At 68.3% G+C, this 23,709-nt stretch carries 17 protein-coding genes; 9 read left to right on the top strand and 8 right to left on the bottom strand.

The annotated features are described in order from the left end of the window. Nucleotides 1-14: 14 nt before the first annotated feature. Nucleotides 15-1,973 carry a HAMP domain-containing protein gene (locus tag H7841_03800; protein ID MEO5336009.1) on the bottom strand — a complete coding sequence of 653 codons (1,959 nt, stop codon included), beginning with the start codon at nt 1,971-1,973 and terminating at the stop codon, nt 15-17. A 113-nt stretch (nt 1,974-2,086) separates the two neighbouring features. Here H7841_03800 and H7841_03795 point away from each other — a divergent pair, with 113 nt between their 5' ends. Beyond that, the gene (locus H7841_03795; protein ID MEO5336008.1) at nt 2,087-2,599 is read left to right on the top strand and encodes an NUDIX hydrolase; all 513 of its coding nucleotides are present in this window, start codon (nt 2,087-2,089) and stop codon (nt 2,597-2,599) included. On the opposite strand, the gene plsY is transcribed toward H7841_03795, so the two are convergent. The 4 genes from plsY to H7841_03775 form a co-directional block, all read right to left on the bottom strand. Further along, nucleotides 2,587-3,195 (bottom strand): glycerol-3-phosphate 1-O-acyltransferase PlsY, encoded by a 609-nt coding sequence (gene plsY, locus H7841_03790; GenBank protein MEO5336007.1) that lies wholly within the window; start codon nt 3,193-3,195, stop codon nt 2,587-2,589. The genes H7841_03795 and plsY overlap by 13 nt on opposite strands. Before the next feature lies 1 nt (nt 3,196). Further along, a complete protein-coding gene (pyrC, locus tag H7841_03785) occupies nt 3,197-4,525 on the bottom strand; it encodes a dihydroorotase (GenBank protein ID MEO5336006.1) in 1,329 nt (442 codons plus the stop codon). Further along, the gene (locus tag H7841_03780; GenBank protein ID MEO5336005.1) at nt 4,525-5,466 is read right to left on the bottom strand and encodes an aspartate carbamoyltransferase catalytic subunit; all 942 of its coding nucleotides are present in this window, start codon (nt 5,464-5,466) and stop codon (nt 4,525-4,527) included. The genes pyrC and H7841_03780 overlap by 1 nt, the downstream gene beginning before the upstream one ends. A gap of 90 nt (nt 5,467-5,556) precedes the next feature. After that, on the bottom strand, nt 5,557-8,298 hold the full coding sequence (locus H7841_03775; GenBank protein ID MEO5336004.1) for a [protein-PII] uridylyltransferase: 2,742 nt from the start codon (nt 8,296-8,298) through the stop codon (nt 5,557-5,559). A 141-nt stretch (nt 8,299-8,439) separates the two neighbouring features. On the opposite strand from H7841_03775, the gene H7841_03770 reads away from it, so the two are divergent. From H7841_03770 to H7841_03755, 4 genes are all read left to right on the top strand, one after another. Continuing rightward, nucleotides 8,440-8,733 carry a nucleotidyltransferase family protein gene (locus tag H7841_03770; protein ID MEO5336003.1) on the top strand — a complete coding sequence of 98 codons (294 nt, stop codon included), beginning with the start codon at nt 8,440-8,442 and terminating at the stop codon, nt 8,731-8,733. After that, nucleotides 8,730-9,077 (top strand): DUF86 domain-containing protein, encoded by a 348-nt coding sequence (locus tag H7841_03765; protein ID MEO5336002.1) that lies wholly within the window; start codon nt 8,730-8,732, stop codon nt 9,075-9,077. Before H7841_03770 ends, H7841_03765 begins: the two co-directional genes overlap by 4 nt. Further along, the gene (locus H7841_03760; protein ID MEO5336001.1) at nt 9,074-9,979 is read left to right on the top strand and encodes a prolyl oligopeptidase family serine peptidase; all 906 of its coding nucleotides are present in this window, start codon (nt 9,074-9,076) and stop codon (nt 9,977-9,979) included. The genes H7841_03765 and H7841_03760 overlap by 4 nt, the downstream gene beginning before the upstream one ends. A gap of 108 nt (nt 9,980-10,087) precedes the next feature. Beyond that, nucleotides 10,088-10,594, top strand: a complete 507-nt coding sequence (locus tag H7841_03755) for a hypothetical protein (protein MEO5336000.1) — start codon at nt 10,088-10,090, stop codon at nt 10,592-10,594. Nucleotides 10,595-10,597: 3 nt separating this feature from the next. Here the strand turns inward: H7841_03755 and H7841_03750 are convergent, their stop codons facing one another. Together H7841_03750 and purU are read right to left on the bottom strand one after the other, a co-directional pair. After that, nucleotides 10,598-11,494, bottom strand: a complete 897-nt coding sequence (locus H7841_03750) for a hypothetical protein (GenBank protein MEO5335999.1) — start codon at nt 11,492-11,494, stop codon at nt 10,598-10,600. A gap of 2 nt (nt 11,495-11,496) precedes the next feature. Next, nucleotides 11,497-12,381, bottom strand: coding sequence for a formyltetrahydrofolate deformylase (gene purU / locus H7841_03745; protein ID MEO5335998.1), 885 nt, complete (start codon nt 12,379-12,381; stop codon nt 11,497-11,499). Between the two features lie 142 nt (nt 12,382-12,523). Here purU and H7841_03740 point away from each other — a divergent pair, with 142 nt between their 5' ends. From H7841_03740 to H7841_03730, 3 genes are read left to right on the top strand one after another with little or no spacing between them, the layout of a single operon-like run. Beyond that, complete coding sequence (locus H7841_03740) at nt 12,524-15,136, top strand: PAS domain S-box protein (protein ID MEO5335997.1); 2,613 nt, start codon at nt 12,524-12,526, stop codon at nt 15,134-15,136. Between the two features lie 55 nt (nt 15,137-15,191). Further along, nucleotides 15,192-16,346, top strand: a complete 1,155-nt coding sequence (locus H7841_03735) for a ChaN family lipoprotein (GenBank protein MEO5335996.1) — start codon at nt 15,192-15,194, stop codon at nt 16,344-16,346. Then, nucleotides 16,343-18,016, top strand: a complete 1,674-nt coding sequence (locus H7841_03730; GenBank protein ID MEO5335995.1) for a M1 family peptidase — start codon at nt 16,343-16,345, stop codon at nt 18,014-18,016. Before H7841_03735 ends, H7841_03730 begins: the two co-directional genes overlap by 4 nt. Here H7841_03730 and H7841_03725 read toward each other — a convergent pair. Continuing rightward, entirely contained in the window at nt 17,979-19,559 is a 1,581-nt protein-coding gene (locus tag H7841_03725) for a hypothetical protein (GenBank protein ID MEO5335994.1), read from the bottom strand. The genes H7841_03730 and H7841_03725 overlap by 38 nt on opposite strands. A gap of 457 nt (nt 19,560-20,016) precedes the next feature. Between H7841_03725 and H7841_03720 the strand changes: the two genes are divergently transcribed. Further along, nucleotides 20,017-23,709: FecR domain-containing protein (locus H7841_03720; GenBank protein ID MEO5335993.1), on the top strand; the 3,693-nt coding region annotated here is incomplete at its 3' end.

Here is a 23,709-nt window from a genome sequence, read left to right as displayed (position 1 = left end):
TCGGGGCGTCGTTCTCAGCGTTCGTCGGTTCGCCGCGGGGTCAGGAGAGGCGGCTGGTCGGAGGCCAAGGAACCATCATCGCGGTTGTGGATCTTGCCCACCAGTTCATCAAGCATGTTGCGCAGGAACTGGGATTGCTCCATCAGGCGCGTGGTGACCGCCAGCGCCTCCTCCGACGTCGAGGCAGCCAGATCCATCGCCGCGCCCTTGATGTCCACCACGGCCTCGCCCACCTCGCGCAACGCTTCCTTGGCCTGCGCGGCGGCGGCGCGGATGGCCTCGACCCGGACGGTCGGCGGCTCGTCCTCGTCCTTGCCCTCCCGACCGGAAGCGATCAGGCGGGGATCGGAAGACAGCACGATCAGATTGCGGTTGCCCTCGGGGGGGCGGGCGCCATCGCCCAGCCGGGTCTTGAAGGCCAGCAGATTCGCCTGCTCGGCGATGGTGGAAATCATCTCGTCCGCCTCCTTCAGCCGGGCGGTGGCGAAGGTCAGGCCGCGGATCATGGTTCCCATCCGCTCGGCCTCGAAGGCGGCGTCGGAAACGTCCTGGCTGGCCAGGGCGACGTCGCGGCTGACCGTGGAAATGGTGCCCGACCAGAGCTTGCCCAGACGGGCCGGAATCTCGGATACCGCCACCGGCTCGACGGCTACCGGGATCGCCTCGATTTCGGGCGGTGGCGGTGGTGGCGGGGGTGGCGGCGGCTCCGCCACCGGCACGGGCGGTGGGATCTCGCGGGACTGCAGGGCCTCGACTTCGCGCCGCAGTCGGCCTTCCTCTTCCATCTGGCGGGCCAAGTCCGCCTTGACCGCATCCAGTTCGCGCCGGACACGCGGCGCTTCACCCAGGTCGGCCCGCATCTTGGCCAACGTACGGGCTACCTCGCCGATCTCGTCGTGGTTGCCCAGCGCCGGAATGAGAGCCGTCGTGTCGCCGCCCAACAATCGCGGCGCCGCGTTGGCCAGGGCCCGGACGGGGTTCGCGATGCTGCGCATCATCAAGGCCCCGAACAGGATCAGCAACAAGAGTCCACCCACCACGCCGCCCGCCACGCCCAGACGGACCAGTTCCCGCAGGCTGCGTTCCTTCTGGGACGCGACCAGGGATCGTTCCTCGGCGAAGGAAACCAAGCCGTCCACCTGCTGCACCACCTCGCCGAAGGCCTTGTCCAACCGGGCGGTCCCGCGGCCGCGCAGCGTTCCGCCACGTGCCTTGAGAGCGGCCTCGACCGCCAGGCGATAGGCGGTCAGGGCCTCGGCGACACCTCGCCGATCCTTGTCGGCCAGCGGTGCACCGACCAGCGCTTGGCCGAAGGTGTCGATGGCCTTGGCGATCCGCACGACAGTTTCCTCCGAGGCGCCGGGAGCCAAACCCTGTTCCTGTTCGCGCACTCGCTGCCAGAGATTCCTGAGCCCGGCGAACTCGGTGCGCGCCACCCGGGCCTCGACCTCGACGGCTGCCTTTTCCACCAGCGCGTTGGGGGTATCGGCGTCAGGACGCGGGGCGGCCTTGGCCGTCGCCGCGCCATCGCGGAATTCCACCCCGTGGCGGGCCAGGGCCTCGCCGATTTCCTTGAGCCGATCGGCCAGCGGTTGGGCGTCGGGACGGCCCGCGAGGGCCTCCAGGGCGCTGGTCACCCCGGCCACCTGAATGTCGTAGCGTTCGGCATGGATGGCGGCACCGTCGGCCAGCAGGCTGCGTTCGCTGTCGCGTGCCTGCCAGACGCCCCGCTCGACCTTGCCCGCAATCTCCAGCAGGTCGCGGGCGCGGGCGGTCTCGTCCACCACCAGCGCCAGGCGCTGGTCCAGATGCCAGGCGCCTGCCCCAAGGCCGACCATGGCCGCCAGGCCCAGGAAGACGAACAGCCGAACCCGCCCGGAAAGGCTCATGCCACCCAGAAAGGTCTGCTCGCCGTAATCGGCGGCAGGCGTGGGGTCCGCGTAGACCTGCTGCAGATGTTGGCCGCCAGCCATGCGGGTCCGAATCCTCCATGCACCGAATCGGCCTCCATGATAGCAGCCTTGCCGCAAGGGGAAACCTCCGTTTTCGCCTTGCGCCCCCTGGGCCGCGCCGCCAAAGTGGTGGCATGATCGAACCGTCGCCGCGTGGACCGACCGTCGAGACCGTGCCCGAAGGGGATACGCGGACCCGGCTGGTCTGCCCCGATTGCGGCTATATCGAATACGGAAATCCCAAGATCGTGGTTGGGGCCATCTGCACCTGGGAAGGCCGCATCCTCCTTTGCCGCCGCGCCATCGCGCCGCGAATCGGCTACTGGACGTTTCCGGCCGGGTTCATGGAACGCGGCGAGAGCGCCGCCCAGGGCGCCTTGCGCGAGGTAGAGGAAGAAGCCCGCGCCAGGGCCGAGATCGAGGACCTGTTGGGCGTCTACGAAATTCCCCAGGTCGGCCACGTCTATCTGATCTATCGCGCTCGGCTTCTGGCTCCCGACTGCGGCGCGGGCCCGGAAAGCCGCGAGGTCGGCCTGTTCGACTGGAACGACATTCCGTGGGCGGATCTGGCGTTTTCCAGCGTGGCATGGGGCCTGGAACGCTTTCGCGAGGGCGGCGGGCCGCACTTCCTCGTTTATCCGGCGTGATGATTTTTCTTTCGGCCGATTTTCGGTTCCTCGCCCTTCAGCAGGCGGGCGATGTTCGCATGGTGGCGGGCGATGCCCAGCACCGCGAGCGCGGCGGCCATGGCGGCATGGCCGGGACCGGCCAGGAACCAGGCGGAGACCGGCGCGGCGGCCAGGGCCACCAGGGCGGCCAAGGAGGAATATCTGAACAGCAAGGCGGTGCCCAACCAGGTCAGGCAGGCCGCCAGGCCGACCGGCACCGAGGTGGCGAGCAGTACCCCCAGGGTGGTGGCGACGCCCTTTCCCCCCTTGAAATTCAGCCAGATGGGGAAGTTGTGCCCGATCACCGCCGCCAGCCCGGCCAGCAGTCCCGGGTCCGTGCCGGCCAAGGCCTGGGCGATCAGCGCGGCGGCGGCCCCCTTGCCGCCGTCGAGAAGCAGGGTGGCGGCCGCCAAGCCCTTGCGGCCGGTGCGCAGCACGTTGGTGGCGCCGATGTTTCCCGAGCCGATGCCGCGGATGTCGCCCAGCCCGGCAACCCGTGTCAACACCAGGCCGAAGGGCACCGAGCCCAGCAGATAGCCGCCCGCCAGGGCGGCGGCAAGGACGGGAAGATCCATCTCAGTCCTCGGGCCCGTGGGCGGCGTCGAACACGGTGCGGCCGTCGATAACGGTGCGCAATGCGCGGCCCTGCACCAGATAGCCGTCGAAGGGCGTATTCTTGGATTTGGAGAGCAGGTCGTCCGAATCCACTCGCCAGCCCCGCTCCGGATCGAACAGCACCAGGTCCGCCGCCGCGCCCTTCGTCAGCCGCCCGGCAGGCAGCCCCAGGATGTCGGCCGGCGCGCAGGTCAGTGGCCGCAGCACGTCCAGCAGCGTCATTCCGCCGTGGTGATATAGCCCCAGCGAGACGCCCAGCAGGGTTTCCAGCCCGACGCCGCCGAAAGCGGCCTGGGCGAACGGCAGGCGTTTGGCGTCTTCGTCCTCGGGCGCGTGGTCGGAGGCGATGGCGTCGATGATGCCGGCCTTCAGTCCCTCGACGATGGCCTTGCGGTCGGCCTCGGAACGCAGGGGCGGCGACAGCTTGGCGAAGGTGCGGTAATCGCCCACCGCGCCTTCGTTCAGGGCGAAGTAGGGCGGCGCGGTATCGCAGGTGACCTTGAGCCCGCGGGCCTTGGCGGCGGCCACCGCCTCGACGGCTCCGGCGGTCGAGACGTGGGCGAAATGCAGCCGCCCGCCGGTCATCTCGACCAGGCGGATATCCCGTTCCACCATGATGACTTCGGCTTCGCGGGGAATGCCGGGCAGTCCCAGGCGGGTCGCGGTCTCGCCCGCGTTCATGGCGCCCCCGCGGGCGAGGCTCGGTTCTTCCGGATGCTGGACGATCAGCAGGCCGAAGGTGGCGGCGTAGGTCAGCGCCCGGCGCATGACCTGGGCGTCGCCCACCGCCTGGGTGCCGTCGGTGAAGGCCACGGCACCCGATTCGGCCAACATGCCCATTTCCGCCAGTTCCTGGCCGGCCAGACCCTTGGTCACCGCGCCGTAGCAGTAGACCTTGGTGAGTCCCAGCTTGCGGGCGCGGCGGGCGACGAACTCGACCACCGACATGTCGTCGATCACCGGCGAGGTGTTGGGCAGGCAGACCATGGTGGTGACGCCGCCCGCCGTTGCAGCCTGGCCGGCGGAAGCCAGCGTGCCCTTGTGCTCCTCGCCCGGCTCGCGCAGTTGCACCCGCATGTCGACCAGGCCGGGCGCCAGGCAATGGCCCCGGCAATCGACCGTCTCGATCCCGGACGGAACGCCACTCTTGAACAGGGCGGGACCGAAATCGGCGATCGCCTCGCCTTCGACGAGCAGGGCGCCCTTGGCGTCCAGGCCCGAGGCAGGATCGAGCAGGCGGGCGTTGATGAAAGCGATGCGGCCCGGCGAATGGTCGGAACGATGACCCATCAGGCGCCCCCCTCCCTTGGCGGCGCCAGCAGGGCTTCCAGCACCGCCATGCGCACCGCGACGCCGATTTCCACCTGCTCGCGAATCGCCGACCGGCCGATGTCGTCGGCCACTTCCGAATCGATCTCGACGCCGCGGTTCATGGGCCCGGGATGCATGATGAGCGCGTCCGGCTTGGCCGCCGCCAGCTTCTCGTAATCCAGGCCGAAGAAGTGGAAATATTCGCGGATGGAGGGAAAGTAGTTGCTGTGCATGCGTTCCGTCTGCAGGCGCAGCATCATCACGATGTCGCAGCCGGCCAGGCCCTTGTGCATGTCGTGGAAGACTTCGACGCCCAGGTTCTCGATCTTGGAAGGGATCAGGGTCTTGGGCGCGATCAGGCGCACCCGCGCGCCCATGGTGGTGAGCAGGTGGATGTTGGAGCGCGCCACCCGCGAATGGGCGATGTCGCCGCAGATGGCGACCCGCAAATTCTCCAATTCTCCCTTGCGCCGGCGGATGGTCACCGCGTCCAGCAACGCCTGGGTGGGATGCTCGTGCGCCCCGTCGCCGGCGTTCAGGACCGCGCAGTTGACCTTCTCGGACAGCAGCTTCACCGCCCCCGAATCGCCGTGGCGCACCACCAGGGCGTCGGGATGCATGGCGTTCAGGGTCATGGCGGTGTCGATCAGGGTCTCGCCCTTCTTCACCGAACTGGAAGACACCGACATGTTGATGACGTCGGCGCCCAGGCGCTGGGCCGCCAGTTCGAAGGAGGTACGGGTCCGGGTGGAAGCCTCGAAGAACAGGTTGATGACCGTGCGGCCCGTAAGCAGGGCCTTCTTCTTGTCGACCCCGCGGTTCTGCTCTACGTAGGCTTCCGAACGGTCCAGCAGGAACGAGATTTCCGGCCGCGTCAGCCCCTCGATGCCGAGCAGGTGCCGATGCAGAAAGGGATTCATCTGGTGCGCGCCCCCGGTCATGGGGCGCACTATAAGGCCGGCAGGCGGGGGAGTTCAAGTCACCCGGCGGCGAAGACGGTGCCCGATTCCTCACGCCTCCGGCGCGACGGCCAGGAGTAGACGCTTGCGTATGCGTTCCAGCTTTTCCTCGCCGTCCACTTTCAGGCCGTAGACGTCCTTGACGTAGAAGACGTCCACCGCCCGTTCGCCGTAGGTGGAAATCCGCGCCGAGGCGATCTGCAGGCCCAGGTCGGTGCAGGCCCGCGTCACGTCGTAGAGGAATCCCGGCCGGTCGCGGCCGTTGACCTCGATGACGGTGAACTGGCGGCTGGCCTCGTTGTCGACCAGCACCCGGGGCGGCACGGTGAAGACCTGGGTGCGGCTGGGCAGCATCTTGTGGATGGCTTCGGCCAGTTCCTTCCTCAGGTGCCGGGTGCCGCTGAGCGCGCTTTCGATGGAGGCGCAGAGGCGCTTCATCCGGGGTTCGTCGTCGATGGCCGCGTGGGCGCCGGCGTCCTGGACCAGGAAGGTGTCCAGGGCCATGCCGTTGTTGAGCGTGGTGATGCGCGCTTCGACGATGTTGGCGCCGCCCAGGGCCATGGCGCCGGCGATCTGGGCGAAAAGGCCCGGATGGTCGGGGGCGTAGATGATGACCTCGGTGGCGTCGCGGGCCACGTCGGCGCGGCTTTCGATCAGCAGTTCCCGGCCTTCCTCGGCGGCGCGGCGCACCAGGCCGGCATGCTGGACGTGGGTGGCGGTGTCGAAGCTCAGCCAGTAGTTCAGGTTGCCGAGCGCCAGGTGGCGCTCCACGTCGGCCTCGGCCCAGCTTTCCAATCGGGCCCTGAGCGCCAGCTTGGCCTGTTCGACCCGGGCCGAACGGTGGGCGGTGGGCAGGCCGCCGGTCATCGCCGCCAGGGATTCGTAATAAAGGTCCTTCAGCAGGTTGCCCTTCCAGGAATTCCAGACGTTGGGCCCCACCGCCATGATGTCGGCGACCGTCAGGACCAACAGCATGCGCAGCCGTTCCGGCGATTGCACCCGCTCCACGAAGTCGGCGATGGTCTTGGCGTCGCTGATGTCGCGCTTGAAGGCCGTGGCGCTCATGACCAGGTGGTGCAGCACCAGCCAGGACACCGTCTCGATCTCCCAGTCGGTCAACCCCAGGCGGGGCCCCAGCTTGCGGGCCACCTGGGCGCCCAGTTCCGAATGGTCGCCGCCCCGGCCCTTGGCGATGTCGTGCAGCAGAACGGCGACCGAAAGGGCGCGCAGGGATTCGATTTCCTTGATGGCTTCGCAGGCCACGGCGCAATCGCCTTCCATGGCCCCCGAGGCGATACGGCTCAGGACCCCGATGGCGCGGATGGTGTGCTCGTCCACCGTGTAGACGTGGTACATGTCGTACTGCATCTGGGCCACGACCCGGCCGAAGTCGGGGATGAAGCGGCCGAAGACGTCGGCCTCGTTCAGCCGCTTCAGGGCTTCCTCGGGCTCGGGCAGGTCACAGAGCATTTCCAGGAACAGCCGGTTGGCTTCCCCGTCGTCGCGCAGGCGGGCGTCCACCAAGCCGAGGTTCTGGGTCACCATGCGCAGCGCGTGGGGATGGATATCGATCTGCAGGCGCTGGGCTTCGTGGAACAGACGCAGGATGAGCAGCGGGTCCTTCTTCAGGGCCGCCTCGTCGTCGATGGACACCCGTCCACCGGCCACCCTTAGCCCCGGCAGGTTGCGCTTGAGAAAGGACAGGCCCGGCAGCTTGAAGCGGCGCTTCTTGTTGTCCTCCTCCAGGACGGCGCAGAGGATGCGGGTCAAGTCGCCCACGTCCTTGGCGACCAGGAAGTAGTGCTTCATGAAGCGTTCGACGCCCCGCGAGCCGGCGCGGTCGCGATAGCCCATGCGCCTGCCGATTTCCTCCTGGACGTTGAAGGTGAGCCGTTCCTCAGGCCGACCGGCCACGTAATGCAGGTGGCAGCGCACGGTCCAGAGGAAGGTCTCCGCCTTGGCGAAGCGCCGGGCGTCCTCCGGCGTCAGCACGCCCTTGGCGACCAACTGGTCCACTTCCTCCACCTGGTAGAGGTACTTGGCGATCCAGAACAGGGTCTGCAGATCGCGCAGGCCACCCTTGCCTTCCTTGATGTTGGGTTCCAGGACGTAGCGGGTGTCGCCCATGCGGGAATGGCGCGAATCGCGCTCGCCCAGCTTGCTTTCCACGAACTCGCGGCCGGTGGTGGCGACGATTTCCGCCTGGAAGCGCTTCTTGAAGTCCTTGAACAGGGCGTCGTCTCCCCACAGCCAGCGGGCCTCCAGCACACTGGTGCGGATCGTCTGGTCGGATCGGGCCAGGCGCAAGACGTCGTCCACCGACCGCGTCGAATGCCCCACCTTCAGCCCAAGGTCCCAGAGCATGTAGAGAATGAACTCCACCACCTGCTCGGTATGGGGCGTCGACTTGTAGGGCAGGATGAACATCAGATCGATGTCGGAAAAGGGGGCCAACTCGCCCCGCCCGTAGCCGCCGATGGCGGCGGCCGACAACTGTTCGCCCTTGGTGGGATTGGCCACCGGATAGACGTGTTGGACGGAAAAATCCAAGACGGTGCGGATCAGCTGGTCCATCAGGTAGGCCTGGGCGCGGGTGGCCTCGGGGCCGGTGACCTTGTCTTCCTCGAAGCGGCGGCGGACCTCGGCGCGGCCCGACGCCAGCACCTCCTTGAAGATGTCCAGCACCTGTGGCCGGGTCTTGGCCGACCAGCCGGACCAGCCCGCCAGCTCTTCGAGTCTGGCGACCAGGGCCTTGCGGTCGATGAGGGCGCGCGGATTGCGGATTCGGGTCATGCTTTGCGGTAATATAGAATGCCTATGAATTGGAGGGAAGCACGGCGCCTGCCTATTTATTGGCCATCGACCTGCGGAAAACCGCTTCTGAGCCGCCCTGTCCGGAGGTATGATGGGCATTGGCCCAAAAGGGATCGCACCATGCGGACTCTCGAAACCATTCTTGCCGATCTGCGCGCGATGCAACCCCGCTTGCGAGAACGCTATCCCATTCGGGCCATGGGCGTGTTCGGCTCCTACGTCCGGGGAGAGCAAACGGAAGATAGCGATCTCGATCTCCTGGTCGAACTTGGGGACGGCATGACCCTGATCGACCTTGCGGGCCTGCAGATCGAACTCAGCGAAGCCCTCGGCGTCGAAGTGGAGATGGTGGAACGGGAAGCGTTGCGCCCCCGCCTCGCGGCCCATGTGATGTCCGAAGTCGTGACCGTATGACCCGCGACTTCTCGGCTTATCTGCGCGATATGTTGGAATATGGGCGGCTGGCCGAAAAATTTGTCGAGGGGATGAAACTTCAAGATTTTCTGGACGATTCCAAGACGCAGTTTGCCGTGACGCGGGCGCTTGATGTCATCGGAGAGGCCGCCCGCAAGGTTCCGGCGGACCTGCGCGACCGTTATCCGAAGATTCCGTGGCGTCGGATCGTGGCGATGAGGAATATTCTTGCCCATGACTATCTGGGTATCCGAGCAGATCGGGTTTTCGAGACGGTAACGGTTTTCGTTCCGGAGCTGGATCGGGAATTGGCGGCTGCCCTGAAGGAAATCGAGGTGGCATGAAACGCTTGGTCATGTTCATCCTGCTGCTGTCCGGCGCCGCCCAGGCGGCCGAGCGGGGCGAGCCGACGATCAAGGTCGGCGAGGAGACGCGGGCCTATCTGCTGCACGTGCCCGCCAGCGCGCCCAAGGAAAACCGCCCGCTGGTCGTCGCCTTCCACGGCGGCGGCACCAGCGCCGCGGTGATGGAACATTTCTCCGGCCTGTCGGAAAAGGCCGATGCCGCCGGCTTCGTCGTCGCCTATCCGGAAGGCAGCGGCCGGGTCAACCGGGTGCTGACCTGGAACGCCGGGGCCTGCTGCGGCCATGCCGCGGAAAGGAAGGCGGACGACGTCGCCTTCGCCGCGGCGCTGATCGACGAACTGATCGCCAAGGTCCGGGTCGATCCCCGGCGGGTCTATGTCACCGGCATGTCCAACGGCGCCATGATGGCCTACCGGGTGGCGGCCGAACTGCCCGAGCGCGTCGCCGCCGTGGCCGCCGTGGCGGGCGGGCTGGAAATCGACCCGGCCGCCGTGCGTGTCCCCATGCCGGTGCTGCATTTCCACGGCACCGCCGACGAATACGCGCCCTACAAGGGCGGCAAGGGGGGGCGGTCGGGACTCGGCCATGCCCATCGCCCGGTGGCGGAAACCGTCGCGACCTGGGTCAAGGTCAACGGCGCCGAACCCTTCGTGGTCTCGGTGGCGCTCGCCGACCACGACCGGAACGACGGCACCCGGGTGGTGCGCCACGAACATGCCGCCGGCAAGGCGGGGGTCGAGGTGGTGCTCTACGAGATCCAGGGCGGCGGCCATACCTGGCCCGGCCGGGCGCGGCGCGAAGCCCTGCTGGGGGCGACATCCATGGACGTCTCGGCCAACGACGCGATCTGGGAGTTCTTTTCCCGCCACCACAAGCCGTGATGGCGCGGGTCCGTGGAAAATCCCTTGGCGCGCCCACGATCATCGTCCATCCTGTCGGCTGAATTAAACGCCGTATCCGCGACTATTGCGGGGGGAAAGGACCGATTCATGACCGACACCGAAATGCAGATCCGCGACTTGGCCGAGACCGTCCGGGCCCTCGCCAAGGCCCAGGAAGCCGGGCGCCGCCGCGCCTGGGCCCTGCTGGCCGCCGGCCTGGTCGGCGGCTTCCTGCTGGGCGGCGGCCTGGGGGCCCCGGCCACCGCGCAGGGCCTCGTCCAGCGCCTGGAAGACAAGCTGCAGCAGGACGAACGGACGGCCAAGCAGGCCTTTCAGGCCAAGATGCAAGGTCTCAAGCAACGTCTGTCCGAAGCCAAGAGCGACGTGAGCGACACCGCCCAGATGGTGGCGGTGATCCTGCACGACATGCAGATCGCGCTGGAAGCCATGCCGGCCATGGCCAAGGACATGCACGAGATGAACGCCAAGATGTCCGCCGTCCCCGCGATGGCCGCCGAAATGCAGATGATGAACGGCAAGATGGGCATCATGGCCTACGGCGTCGATTCCACCATGGGCCGCATGGGCCGCATGGCGCCCTGGATGCCGTGGTGACGATTATTCTTCCATCATCCAGGTCAACTCGTGCTTGTTGTGGGCGAGGTGGAGGAGGCGGGAATTGGGCAGGGCGGCGAATTCGCGGGCGACGGCGTGGTCGGTGGCGCCCTGGAATTTGAGGGTGCAGACGAAACGCCGCGCCGTGCCCGCCGCCAGCCAGCGCCGCACCAGCCCCAGCAGCCGTTCCGGATAGCAGACCACGTCGCAGCAGAGCCAGTCCACCGGCCCCAGGGCCAGGGGATCGAGGGCGAAGGCGCTTTCCCGGCGGTATTCCACCCCCGGCAGGGCGGCGACGGCGGGATCGAGGGGCGCCTTGTCCAGGCTGACCACCCGCGCCCCCAGCTTCGCCAGCACCCAGGTCCAGCCGCCGGGGCTGCTGCCCAGGTCCAGGCAAAGATCGCCCGGCCCCGGCGGCCGGCCGCCCATCAGGGTCAGGGCCTCCCAGAGCTTCAGGTAGGCGCGGTTGGGCGGGCCGGACCGGTCCTCGACGAAGACCGGCTCGCCGTTGACGAAGGGGCTGGAACAGCGAGCGGCGGCCAGCAGGGTGCCTTCGTCCAGCAGGGTCCAGGAGCCCAGAGGCGCCGTGGGCGCCGCGCAGGGAAAGACCAGCGGCTTGGCCGACACGTGCGGCAGCTTGTCCTGGATCAGGCGGGCGCGGCGATGCAAGATCCAGGAATAGGCGGCCCAGTTGCGCTGGATGGCCTTCAACTGGCGGGCCGCGTCGCCCACCGATGCGATGGGCAGGCGCTTGACCTCGTACCAGACGTTCTGCGCCCAGGCGGCGGGCCGGGGCGGGCCGGGGACCAGGACCAGGCGGTCATGGATCTCGCCGGCGCCGCCCAGTTCCTCCAGCAGGTCGGGAAGGAAGCCCTCGGGGGCCAGGTAGCCGGTCTCCATGGCTACTTCAGCACCACCGTCTTGGCGCCGTTCAGCAGGACCCGATGTTCCACGTGGTAGCGCACGGCACGCGAGAGCGTCATGTTCTCGATGTCGCGGCCCACCGCCACCAGGGTCTCGGGGGTGAAGGTATGGTCCACCCGTTCCACGCCCTGTTCGATGATCGGGCCCTCGTCCAGGTCGGTGGTCACGTAATGGGCGGTGGCGCCGATCACCTTGACGCCGCGGGCGTGAGCCTGGTGGTAGGGCTTGGCGCCCTTGAAGCTCGGCAGGAAGGAATGATGGATGTTGATCGCCCGGCCGCGCAGCCGTTCGCACATGCGCGGGCTGAGAATCTGCATGTAGCGGGCCAGCACCACCAGATCGATCTCCAGGTCCTGGATCATTTCCCAGATGCGGGTTTCCTGGTCGTCCTTGGTTTCCGGGGTGACCGGAAGGTGGTGGAACGGCACCTCGTGCCAGCGCGCCAGATGTTCCAGGTCGGGATGGTTGGCGACGATGGCCGGGATATCGATCTTCAACTCGCCCGTGCGATAGCGGTACAGCAGATCGTTCAGGCAGTGGTCGAACTTGGAGACCAGGATCATCACCCGCTCGCGCCGGTCGGCGTCGTGCAGGCCCCAGACCATCTGGAAGCGCTCGGCGATGCGGGAAAACTTCTTGGCCAATTCCTCCACCGACGGCGTGAGCGCCGAGGTGGCGAAGACGGTGCGCATGAAGAAGCGCTTCGATGTCGGATCGCCGAAGTGGGAAGACTCGGTGATGAAGGCGTCGTTGTCGGTCAGGAACCCCGATACCGCCGCCACGATGCCTACCGTGTCCGGGCAGGAGATGGTGAGGATGAAGCGCTGGCTCCTGCGGTCGGTCTTCTCGCTCGTCTCGGCCATGGCTGCCCCCAGGAAAGGTCGCGATCCTCGCTGGTAGCGGGCACCGCTTTCCCTGTCAACGATTCGCCGTGGCCGAACGCCGTTTTCATGTATAATCCCCGTCAACCGGCCAGGGGACGGAGCCGGCATGGGGATATCGTAAATGCCCTGGTTGATCCGGCGGCCCGTCGTGGCCGCGGTCTTGATGTTCCTGGTGCTGGTCGGCGGGATCGGGCTTGCCCTCCTGGGCGGCGAGGGGCGGGCAGCCCCCGTCGCCCTGATCGCCTTGATGTTGGCCGCCGGCTTGGCCCTGGCGCTGCACCGTCTTCTCCACCGTCGCGATCGCGATCTCAACGAAAGCCGGCGCCGTTTCAAGGACGTCACCGAGATCGCCTCCGACTGGGTCTGGGAAATGGGCCCCGACCTGCGGTTCATCTACCTGTCCGACCGTTTCCGCGACCTGACCGGCATCGAACCCGCCGCCGTGATCGGCAAGACCCGCACCGAAGCGGCGGGCGAGGAACAGGTCAGCACCGATCCCGCCAAGTGGTCCCAGCACCTGGAAGACCTGGAAAAGCGGTTGCCCTTCACCGATTTCACTTATTCTCTGGCCGCCCGTTCCGGACGGCGCATCCATGTACGGCTGGCCGGCAAGCCGGTCTTCGCGGCCGACGGCTCCTTCCGCGGCTATGTGGGCGTCGGAACCGACGTGACCGCCGAGGTCGAAGCCACCCGCCAGGCGGAGGAAGCCCGCAACCGCCTGCTGGACGCCATCGAAAGCAGCGGCGAGGGCTTCGCCCTGTTCGATGCCCATGATCGTCTGGTGGTTTGCAACCGCCGCTTCGCCGAGACCTGCGACACGGCCGCCCCCGGCGCACCGTTTTCCGATATCTTGAAGTCCGCCGTCATGGCCGGTGTCTTCCGCACCCCCGACGACCGCCAGTCCTTCTTGCAGGATCGCCTGCGGCGCCACGCCAACCCGCCATCCTCCTGCGAACAGGAAATGGCCGACGGCCGCTGGCTGCAGATCGACGAACACCGCACCCGCGACGGCGGCACCGCCCTGTTCGTCACCGACGTCAGCGCGCTCAAGCAGAAGGACCTGGCCGAACAGGAACGCCAGATGGCCCGCCAGTCGGCCCTGCTGCGCGCCACCCTCGACAACATCCCCCTGGGCGTCATCGTCTTCGACAAGAACCTGCGCATGGTGGCTGCCAACGAGCGGCTGTTCCAACTGCTGGATTTCCCGCGGGGATGGATGGGGCGCTCCGACATCGCCTTCGTCGACATGGCCCGCCTGAACGCCGAACGCGGCGACCTGGGACCGGGCGAGGTGGAAGACCTGGTCCGTCGGCAGGTGGACCTGATCCGCCGTTCCGAACCCTATACCGGGGAAAGACTGCGGAGCGACGGCACCATCCTGGAATTCCACTCCCATCCCATGCCCGACGGTGGGGTGGTGCGGGTCTTCGCCGACATCACCCGGCGCAAGCAGGCCGAGGAGTCGCTACGCAAGAGCGAGGAACACCTGCAAGCCATTCTGGAGGCCAGTCCCATCGGCGTCGCCGTGTCGGCGCCCCGTAGCGGAAACATCCTGTTCGCCAACGCCCGCTTCGCCGAATTGAACGGCATGCATCCCAGCAAACTGTTGGGCAGGACGGTCAAGGAATTCTACGCCCGGCCGGAACAGCGCGAGGAACTGGTTACCCGCCTGTGGGCGGAAGGCATCGTCTCGGATGCCGAGGTGCGCCTCAAGCGGCCCGACGGAGGCACCTATTGGGCGCTGCTGACCTTGCGGCTCACCAGCTTCGGCGGTGAGCCGGCGGTCTTGGCCTGGGTCTACGACATCAGCGAACGCAAGCGGGCCGAAGAACAGCTCCGCATGGCCAGCCTGGTCCTGGAGACGGCCAACGAAGCCATCATGATCTTCAACGCCGACAACGTCATCGAATACGCCAACCCGGCCTTCGCCGGCTACACCGGCTGGACTGCCGCCGAGGTGCTGGGGAGCAAGCCGGGCTTCCTGAAGTCGGGACGCCACGACAAGGAATTCTACCGCCGCATCCGCCAGACCTTGGCGGAACGGGGCCGCTGGCAGGGCGAGATGTGGAACCGCCACCGGGACGGCAAGTTCATCGCCGCCTGGGTCTCCCTGGCCGCCATCAAGGACGAAGAAGGGCGCATGACCCACATGGTCAGCGTCTCCCAGGACATCACCACCCGCAAGGAGGACGAGGAACGCATCTGGCGCCAGGCCAATTTCGACGTGCTGACCGGCCTGCCCAACCGGTCCCTGTTCATGGACCGCCTCGACCAGGCGGTGAAGCAGGGCAACCGCGAGCGCCAGCTTTTCGCCCTGATGTTCCTCGACCTGGACGGCTTCAAGGCGGTCAACGACACCTTGGGCCACGCCGCCGGCGATCTTCTCCTGCAGGAAACGGCCCGGCGCCTGGAAGACTGCGTGCGTTCCACCGATACCGTGGCTCGCTTGGCCGGCGACGAATTCACCGTCATCCTGATGGACATCAAGGCCGACGAACACGCCGCCCGCATCGCCCGCAACATCCTGAAAAGCCTGACCGACCCCTTCCTTCTGGATGGCCGCGAGGCCAAGGTGCGGGCCAGCATCGGCATTTCGGTCTATCCCCGCGACGGCGAGGACGCCGACAGCCTGCTCGAATACGCCGACCGGACCATGTATGCGGTCAAACGGGCCGGCAAGAACGGCTTCCGCTTCTACATGCCGGACGAGCCGGAGCCCCCCGACGACGCTTGACCGGCTGTTGCGCCTGCCCCATCTCTGGGGAAGACCCGAGAGGAAATCCGCGCCCATGCTCCGCCCCTCCTTCTTCGCCCTTGCGGCCTTGGCCCTTCTTTCGACGTCTCCGGCCCAGGCCGGGGAAGCCTGCGTGCCGCCCGGCGTCTGGCGGGTTCCCGGCCAGGAAAAGCCTCTTGCCCCGGAGACCTTGCTGGCCCGGATGGCGGAACGGCCGGTGGTCCTGCTGGGCGAAAGCCATGCCAGCGCCGATCACCACCGCTGGCAGTTCCAGACCTTGGCGGCGCTTCATGCCCGGCGGTCCAATCTTGTGCTGGCTTTCGAGATGTTTCCCCGCCGCCTGCAGCCGGCGCTGGACGCCTGGACGCGGGGCGAACTGGACGAAAGGCGTTTCCTCGAACGGGTCGAGTGGAACGAGGTCTGGCGCTTCGACGCCAACCTCTATCTGCCGCTGTTCCACTTCGCCCGCATGAACCGCCTGCCCATGGTGGCGATGAACGTGGACAGCGCCCTGGTGCGCGAAACCCGCCGCATCGGCTGGGCCCGGGTGCCCTCCGAACGTCGTGAGGGAGTGGGCGATGCCGCCCCGGCGTCGACCGCCTACCGGGAAGGCTTGGGCGAGGTCTTCCAGCGCCACGGGGAAGCCGATGCCGAAGGCCTGGGGCGGTTCGTCGAGGCCCAGCAGGTCTGGGACCGGGCCATGGCGGAAGCTATCGCCAAGGTCAGGCGGGGTGGCGGCGAGCCCTTGGTGGTCGGCATCGTCGGCCAGGGCCATCTGGAATACGGCCACGGCATTCCCCATCAGTTGGCCGACCTGGGACTGCCCGGCGCCGCCGTGCTGCTGCCCTGGGATGCCGACCGCGACTGCACCGACCTGATGGGCAAGGGCGGGGTTCCCATCGCCGACGCCCTGTTCGGCCTGCCGTCGTCGCCCAAGACGGAGGAGGAGGAGCGTCCGCGCCTGGGCATCCTGGTGGAAACGGTCGAAGGCGGGGTTCGGGTGGGCAGCGTCCAGAAGGACAGCGTCGCCGAGGCGGCCGGTCTGCGGGAAGGCGACCTGATCCAGCAAGCCGCCGGTCGAGTCGTGATCCGAACCGACGACCTGATCGCCACCGTGCGCCGCCAGGCGCCGGGCACCTGGCTACCCCTGCGCATCCGGCGCGGCGGGGAAGGCCTGGACATCGTCGCCCGCTTCCCGCCCAAGCCATGAAGCCCCTGCTGCTTCTCGCCGCCCTGGCTCTGACCACGGCCTTTGCCCACCAGGAGGTCGAGGTGCGCTTCGATCCGGCGGCCGGCAAGGTCACGGTGGGCGGTGGCCAATTGCCGATGCAGGGGCCCGACGGCTTCTTCCTGCCCACCTGGCTGGCGGCCGAAGAACCCTTCACCTACCGGATCGTCCTTGAGGCGCCCCTGCCCTGGAAGGCCCTGGTGCCCGGCCGGTTGGTGGAGGAAACGGAAGAACGCGGCCGCTACCGCGCCGTCTACGAAAGCGAGACCCCCCAGGACGCCATTCCCTTGCTGGCCGGCCCCTGGTCGGTCAGGGAACGAATGCATGGCGGCATCCGCCTGCGCACCTGGTTCGACGCCGAAACCGCGCCCCTGGCCGATGACTACCTGGACTTGGCGGCCGGCTACCTGGATCTTTACCGGGGCTGGATCGGCGAACACGCCTTCGCCGGCTTTTCGGTGGCCGCCGTGCCCCAGCCGGTGGGCCTCGGCTTTCCCGGCCTGACCGCCATCGGCGGGCGGGTGCTGCGCCTGCCCTTCATCCGCCAGACCTCGCTGGGCCACGAGATCCTGCACGACTGGTGGGGCAATGGGGTCTATGTCGATTACGAACGCGGCAACTGGTCGGAAGGCCTGACCACCTTCATGGCCGACTACACCTACGCCTTGCGCCGGAGCCCGGAGGAAGGTCGGGCCATGCGCCGCCAGTGGCTGCGCGACTACGCCGCCTTGCCCGCCGATCGCGACCGCCCGGCGCTGGCCTTCCGCTCCAAGACCCACGACGCCTCCCAGGTGGTCGGCTACCACAAGGTGGCCTTCCTTTTCCACATGCTGCGCGACGACATCGGAAGCGCCGCCTTCGACGCCGCCATCCGGCGCTTCTGGCGGGATTTCCGCTTCAAGGCCGCGAACTGGGACGACCTCCGCCAAGTCTTCGAGGCGGAAAGCGGTCGCGACCTGAAGGCCTTTTTCGGCCAGTGGCTGGCCCGGCCCGGCGCCCCCCGCCTGACGCTGGCGGACGCGAAGGCCGAAGGCGGCAAGGTCGCCTTCACCCTGCGCCAGGACGATCCGCCCTATGCCTTGTCGGTGCCCGTGGTCGTGGACGGCCGGCGCGAAGCGGTGCGACTGGACGGGCGGGAGCAGCACTACGAACTGCCGGGTGGGAGCGAACTCGCGGTCGATCCGGATGCCGACCTGTTTCGCCGCCTCGATGCCGCCGAACTGCCGCCCATCCTGCGTGACATTACCCTGAACGGGGTCGCGGCGGTACTGGCGGGGGCCGACCCGGCGCCGGCGCTCGCCAAGGCCCTGATGGATACCCCGCCCCGCTTCGGCAAGCCGGAAGCCGGCCGGCCGGCGCTGCTGATCGGCACGTCCGCCGAAATCGAAGGGTTCCTTGCGGAAGCCGGCCTGCCCCCGCCGCCGCCCGAGGTGGCCGGCCGGGGCACGGCGCGGGTCTGGGCGGGGCGCGGCCATCTGGTGGTGGAAGCGAACGACGCTCAAGCCCTGGCGGCGCTGGCCCGTCCCTTGCCCCATTACGGGCGACGGGGCTGGCTGGTTTTCGAAGGATCGAAGGCCATCGCCATGGGCGAATGGCCGGCTGGCGACGGGCCGCTCAGGGTGCGCTTTTCCGGCAATCCGTCCCCGAGGTGAGGACCGTTTCCTCGCCGCTCGAACAGGCGGTATCGAAAGCCCGGCCGGGAAGCTTGGCCGCCAGATAGGCGGAAATCGGGCCCCGATGGCCGCCTCGCAGCATCAGGCAAGGGTAGGAGGCGGCGATTTCCCCCAGATCGCGGGGCCCCCGCGCATCGCGCAGGGTCATGGTGTTCTGTTCGAACCAGAAGACGTCGGGCGGAACGCGGGCGGCCACCGCCCCGGCATGGCGCGAACCCGTCCACCAATCCCCCAGCAGCAGCGCGAAGGCGGGATGGGAAGCGGGGAAGAAATAAACGCGGGCGCAGGCGGAAAACGCCGTCTCGTCCAGCCCCAGGGCGTCCCGGCGCCGGCCGTCCAGTTCATCGGACAGACGGGCGACGCCGAAGCCCTGCAGGGCGATCAGCAGCACCAGCCCGGCCCTGGCCGGGGCTGCCAGGCGGGGCCGTTCCGGCATCGTGGCCGCGACGATGCGCCAAGCCAGCAGGATCGCCAGCGGCAGCAGCATGTAGGAAGGGATCAGATAGTTGGCGGTCGGCTGCTTTGCCACCGCCAGCACCTGGGCCAGGACCGCCAGTCCGACACCGGTCAGGGCCCGGGTCTCGGGGGACGGAAAGGTCAGGCCGCGCCGTTTGCGCCAAGCCGCCCAGCCGACGACCGCGAGCGCCAGCAGGACCGGCAGGTTGGCGGCGGGCCGCTTGAGGATCTTGAGGACGGCGCCGGGATAGGCGGCGACGTCGATCACCGTCGCGGCGCCGGCGCCGTGGGCGCCGCTGGACTTCATCACCAGGGCGGCATGGGCGGCGAACTTGCCGAGCGCGCCCGCCGCCGGCAGCATGAACAGGGCGAAGAAGCAGAGGGCGGCCAGGACGTAGACCGCCGTGCCCCGGCCCTTCAGCAGGAAGACCGGCAGCAGGAAGACGGGCGCGGCGGTCAGCTTGGTCGCCACGCCCAAGCCCGCCAGCGCGCCCCAGGCCAGGGCGAACCGGGTCCGCCCCCGCCCTTCCAGAGCGTCCGGACGCAAGGCCGCCAGGGTGACGGCGCAAAAGAGCGCCATCGTCGCCACAAGCATGGCTTCCGGCTTGGCGTGGTAGGCGTTTTTCAGGATCACCATGGAAAAGAAGGGCCCCGCCTCCATGACCAGGGCGAGCGCCAGGTTGCCGGTGACCCGAAAGGCCGCGAAGCCGGCCGCGAACAGGGCCAGCGCCTCCAGCCCGACGAGAGCATCGCCGATCAGGTTCAGGTGTCCTTCCGGATCGTCCAGCACCCGCTCCGCCAAGTCCTGGCCGGGATGCAGGGCCTTGAGAATCAGGGCCCCCAGCACCTGCACCGGCGTGCCCGGATGGTAGGGATGGCCGGGCCAGGACAGATCGGCCAGGTTGATGGCATCGAACAGGTAGAAATAAGAGGCGTCGACGATATGCCAGATCCAATAGGGACCGCCCTGTGCGCGCAGAATCAGCGCCGCCGCCGCGAAGCAGGCCGGCAGGACCGCCAGGACGAGGGCGGGGCGCCAAGCGGGGATCGCGGAATTCGCCATCATGGCCGGGATCATCGCCAATTCGAGGCCGGCTGGCAACCCGGGGGAATCGCCAAATCTCGATGCCATCGGGATGATCGTATCAAGATGTGGTTCCTCGTGCTAGATTTCCGAATTGTCGGGTGCGCGGACTGTGTGACGGAGGTCACTGCGGACAGGGGGGGGGGATCGTCAATATCCCACCGAACGGATGGATCTTCTTCTGGGGAGGGGAAGGGACATGAATGGCAGGGGGGGGCGGTGTTTTGGGATGCGGTGCGTGGCCGAAGGGGGGGGCTTTCGACCGGCTGTCCGCGGCCGGATGTACGCCAAAGGCAACCATCCATGTCGGCGGATCAATCGAACCGCTGGATCATATCCAGTGGAGTCTTTCGCTTTCTGGTCGAGGCTCTATCTGCTATGGTCTAAAAAACACTCGGGAAATCACCGCTGTTGAGGGGCCGGTTCGGAGGGGCGGCGGATGTCTTTGAGACTGCCCGAGAAGGGTGTTCTCCTCCGGGAGGAGGGGAGCGGTGAGTTTCGCTTGGTTCTCGCGGCGGATGGCCCGGTCCTGACGGTCGCCGACGGGCGTTTGCTTGTCGAGGGCGAGTATCATCGCCTCGGTCCCGACTTGGTGATCGTCGGCAAGGACGGCGGCAAGGTCCTGATCAAGGGCTATTTCTCCCAGGAGAATCCGCCCGACCTGACCAGCGGCGGCGGCACGGTCATCGACGGCGCCCTGGCGGCGCGCTTGGCCGGGCCCCTGGCGCCCGGGCAGTACGCCCAGGCGGGCGCCATGCCCGTTGCCCAGCCCATCGGCAAGGTGACCAAGCTGAACGGCTCGGTCACCGTGACCCACGCCGACGGCGTCAAGGCGCCTCTGAAGGGGGGCGATTCGGTCTTCGCCGACGACGTGGTGGAGACGGCCGGCGACGGCGGCATCGGCATCGAGTTCGCGGACAAGACCACCTTCGCCCTGGGGCCGAAGGGCCGCATGGTGCTGGACGACATGGTCTACGACCCCGGCGCGGCCCAGAACAAGTTGGGCATTTCCCTGGTCAAGGGCGTGTTCTCGGTGGTCAGCGGCGCCATCGCCAAGGAAAATCCCGACGCCATGGTCATCAAGACCCCGGTCGCCACCGTCGGCATCCGGGGCACCAAGGTGACGGGCGAGGTGCGGGGCGAAGGGCAGGAGAACAGCTTCTCGCTGCTGACCGAGGCGGGCGGCCTGGTCGGCGAGATCACCATCACCAACTCGGGCGGCGTCCAGGTCCTCAACCAGGCGGGCGCGACGACGACGGTTTCCAGCTTCACCCAGCCACCGCCGCCGCCGGTCCTTCTGTCGCCGAACGAGATCGACAACCGCTATGGCCAGGCGGTCGACCGGCTTCTGCCCGACGCCCAACAGACCCCACAGGCGCCGCAGCCCGCGACGCCCCCGGCGCCCAAGGACACCCAGGGCCAGATCGACGCCCCCGACGTGGCCAAGACGCTCGCCGACCTGAAGGCGGCGATCGAGGCTTCGCGGGAACAGGTCAAGCAGTTCGAACAGAAAGTCGAATTGGCCGTCGAGCGGGTGGACCGGCTTTTGGCCGAACGGGCGGTCGACGAGAACGCCATCGCCAACCGGATCGTCGCGGAAAACCGGGTCGACTACAGCGCCGACGTATCGAAGCTGCTGGCGGTGGTGGAAGCGGCTTCCGCCGCCGCCAAGGTGGCGGGCGACGCGGAAGATGCCGCGGCGGCCAAGGTCACCAGCCTGGGATCCCAGGTCCTGATCAAGGCGACGGCGGGCAGCGTCGGATTGGACAGCACCGAGGCCCAGCAACTGGCCTCGGTGGTCACCGCGCCGCTCAAGGCCCTGGGGGCCGCGGGTGCCCTGTCGGCCACCATCGCCTCGCTATCCAAGGCGGCGCTCGCCCTGGCCGCGGAGGCGGGATCCGGAAAAACGATTCCGGCCGAGGTGCTGGCCAAGCTGGAAGCCATGCTGGGACTGGGGGCCGGAGCATCCGGGGACAGTCTCGTCCAGGCGGCGGCCAAGATGGCCAAGATCGTCACGGCGGCGATCTCCGCCTCGGACGCCGTCCTTACCAGCACCATCACCGAGGCCAAGGCTGTGAAACTGGCCGGCGGCGACGTGCTGGCGGCGGCCAAGGCCAAGGCCGCCGGCGATTTCGCCGACAAGGTGAACGAGGCGCTCGTCGCCCTTCAGCCGGGCGAGGCGTCGCCGATCCAGTTCGGCGACCTGGGGACCATCGCCGGGGCGGTCAAGACCCAGATGACGGATCTTTCGACGGCGGCCCAGGGCGGCACCCTGGGGGACACCGTCGGAACCTCCTTGTCCTGCGCGCTGACGGCGGCGACCCAAGCGGAAACCACTGCCACCAACGCGGAATCGACAATTGGCGCGGCCGATCCCGCCGCCATGCTGGCCTTCGCCGAACTGGCGATCACCGCGGCCACGGCGACCGAGGCGGCGCGGGCGGAAGCCGACGCGGCCGTCGATCTCACCGAGTTGGCGAAGCTGCTGGACGCCTCGGCTTCCAGCCTGTTCCTGCAGGCAGTCGAGGCCGACGCGGAGGCCGAGAGCGAGGCCGGCCAAGCCACCCTGTCGATCACCGGGTCGGTCGGCGATCTCGAGGCGGCCCAGTCCTACATCGACGGCTCGATCCAGGCGAAGGTTGCCGCAGCCCACACGGCGGCCGTCGCCGCCGATGCCGCCGCCGCCGTCAAGGTCACGCAGGCGGATGCCGCAGCCGAGGCGGTCAAGGCGGCCCGCGCCACCCTGATCGACCACCTGGTCGCCGAAGCGGTTGCCGTGGCCAAACTCGATGCCCTGAACAGCTCTCTGACAGAGGCCTCCGCCGCGGTCACCGACGCCGCCGCCGACGTGACGGCGGCGACCACCGCCCGCGACGCGGCCCAGACGGCCTACGACGACGCCAAGGATCTGTCCGACGCCGCGCCCGAGTCCGCTGCCCTGGCCACTGCCACCCTGCTGAAGGCCCAGTTGCTGGCCAATGCCGAGGCCGCCGTGGATCTGGCCGAAAGCATCCAGGCTCTCTACGCCAGCGCCAAGACCACCATCGAAGGCAAGATCGCCACGGCGGAGGATGTCTACGACGCCGCCCATGCCCTGGTGGTGGCGGACGAAGGCACCATCGTCACCCTGGAAGCGGCGGCCTCCACCGCCCTGCAGGCCGCCCTGACGGCGGTGCAGGCGGATTCCGACGCCCAGGTGGCCGCCGCCCAGGCGGATGGCGAGCTGGCCCTGGCCCGGGCCGCCGCCGAGGGCCAGGCTCAGGCCACCTTCGAGGTGGCGGTGGAGACCCTGACCGACCTGACCAGCACCATCGCGACCGCGGCCGCCAAGGTCGCCGCCGCCGCCCTGGAGGCCAAGTCCTGGGCCATCATCGGCACGGCCAACAAGATCAACGCCAACGCCGCGGAGACCAAGGCCCTGGCCGCCCTGGCCGAGGTCCAGGCCGCCGAGACCGGGCTGGCCGACGCCTGGGCCGACGTCGACGTGGCCTATGATCTCGACTTCCAGAGCCAGGATGGCGCCGCCGTCGCGGCGCGGCTGGCGGCCTACAATTCCGCCAAGGCCGCCCTCGCTTCCGCCCAGGCCCAGGTGACGGCGGCCGAGGCGGCGGCCGATCTGGCGACCGCGGCATCCAACTTGGCCGACGTCATCAATCCGGAACCGGTCGATCCCACCGAATATCAGGTGGCCCTGGCGGACGCTCAAGCCCAGGCCGACGACGCCGACGCCACCTTCAACGCCAAGAAGACCGACGCCGACACGGCGAAGGCGGAATCTGTGCTCAAGGCGGCGGCCCAGGCGGCACAGGAGGCATCGGCCACCGCCGTGTCGGCCCAGGAGGCCAACCTGACCGAGGCGGCGGCGGCGGCCGTGGTGGCCAAGACCACTATCGCGGAATCCTTGGCCACCCAGGCCAAGGCGGCAAGCCTGGCGGCCATCGCGGCGGAAACCGCCGACAACGGGACTGCCGCCGAGACGTCGGCTCTGCTGGCGGAGAGCTTGGCCACCCAGGCCAAGGCGGCGCTCGCGGAGGCCCAGCAGGCGGCCAAGGAATCCGAACTGCATGCGGCGGCGGCCGTCACGGCAGCGGCGGGCAACGGCAAGGGCGCGGCGGAACAGGCCGAGCGGGCG

This window comes from Magnetospirillum sp. WYHS-4 (genome assembly GCA_039908345.1).
Lineage (GTDB): Bacteria > Pseudomonadota > Alphaproteobacteria > Rhodospirillales > GLO-3 > JAMOBD01.
This window is presented reverse-complemented; position numbering and strand designations above follow the sequence as displayed.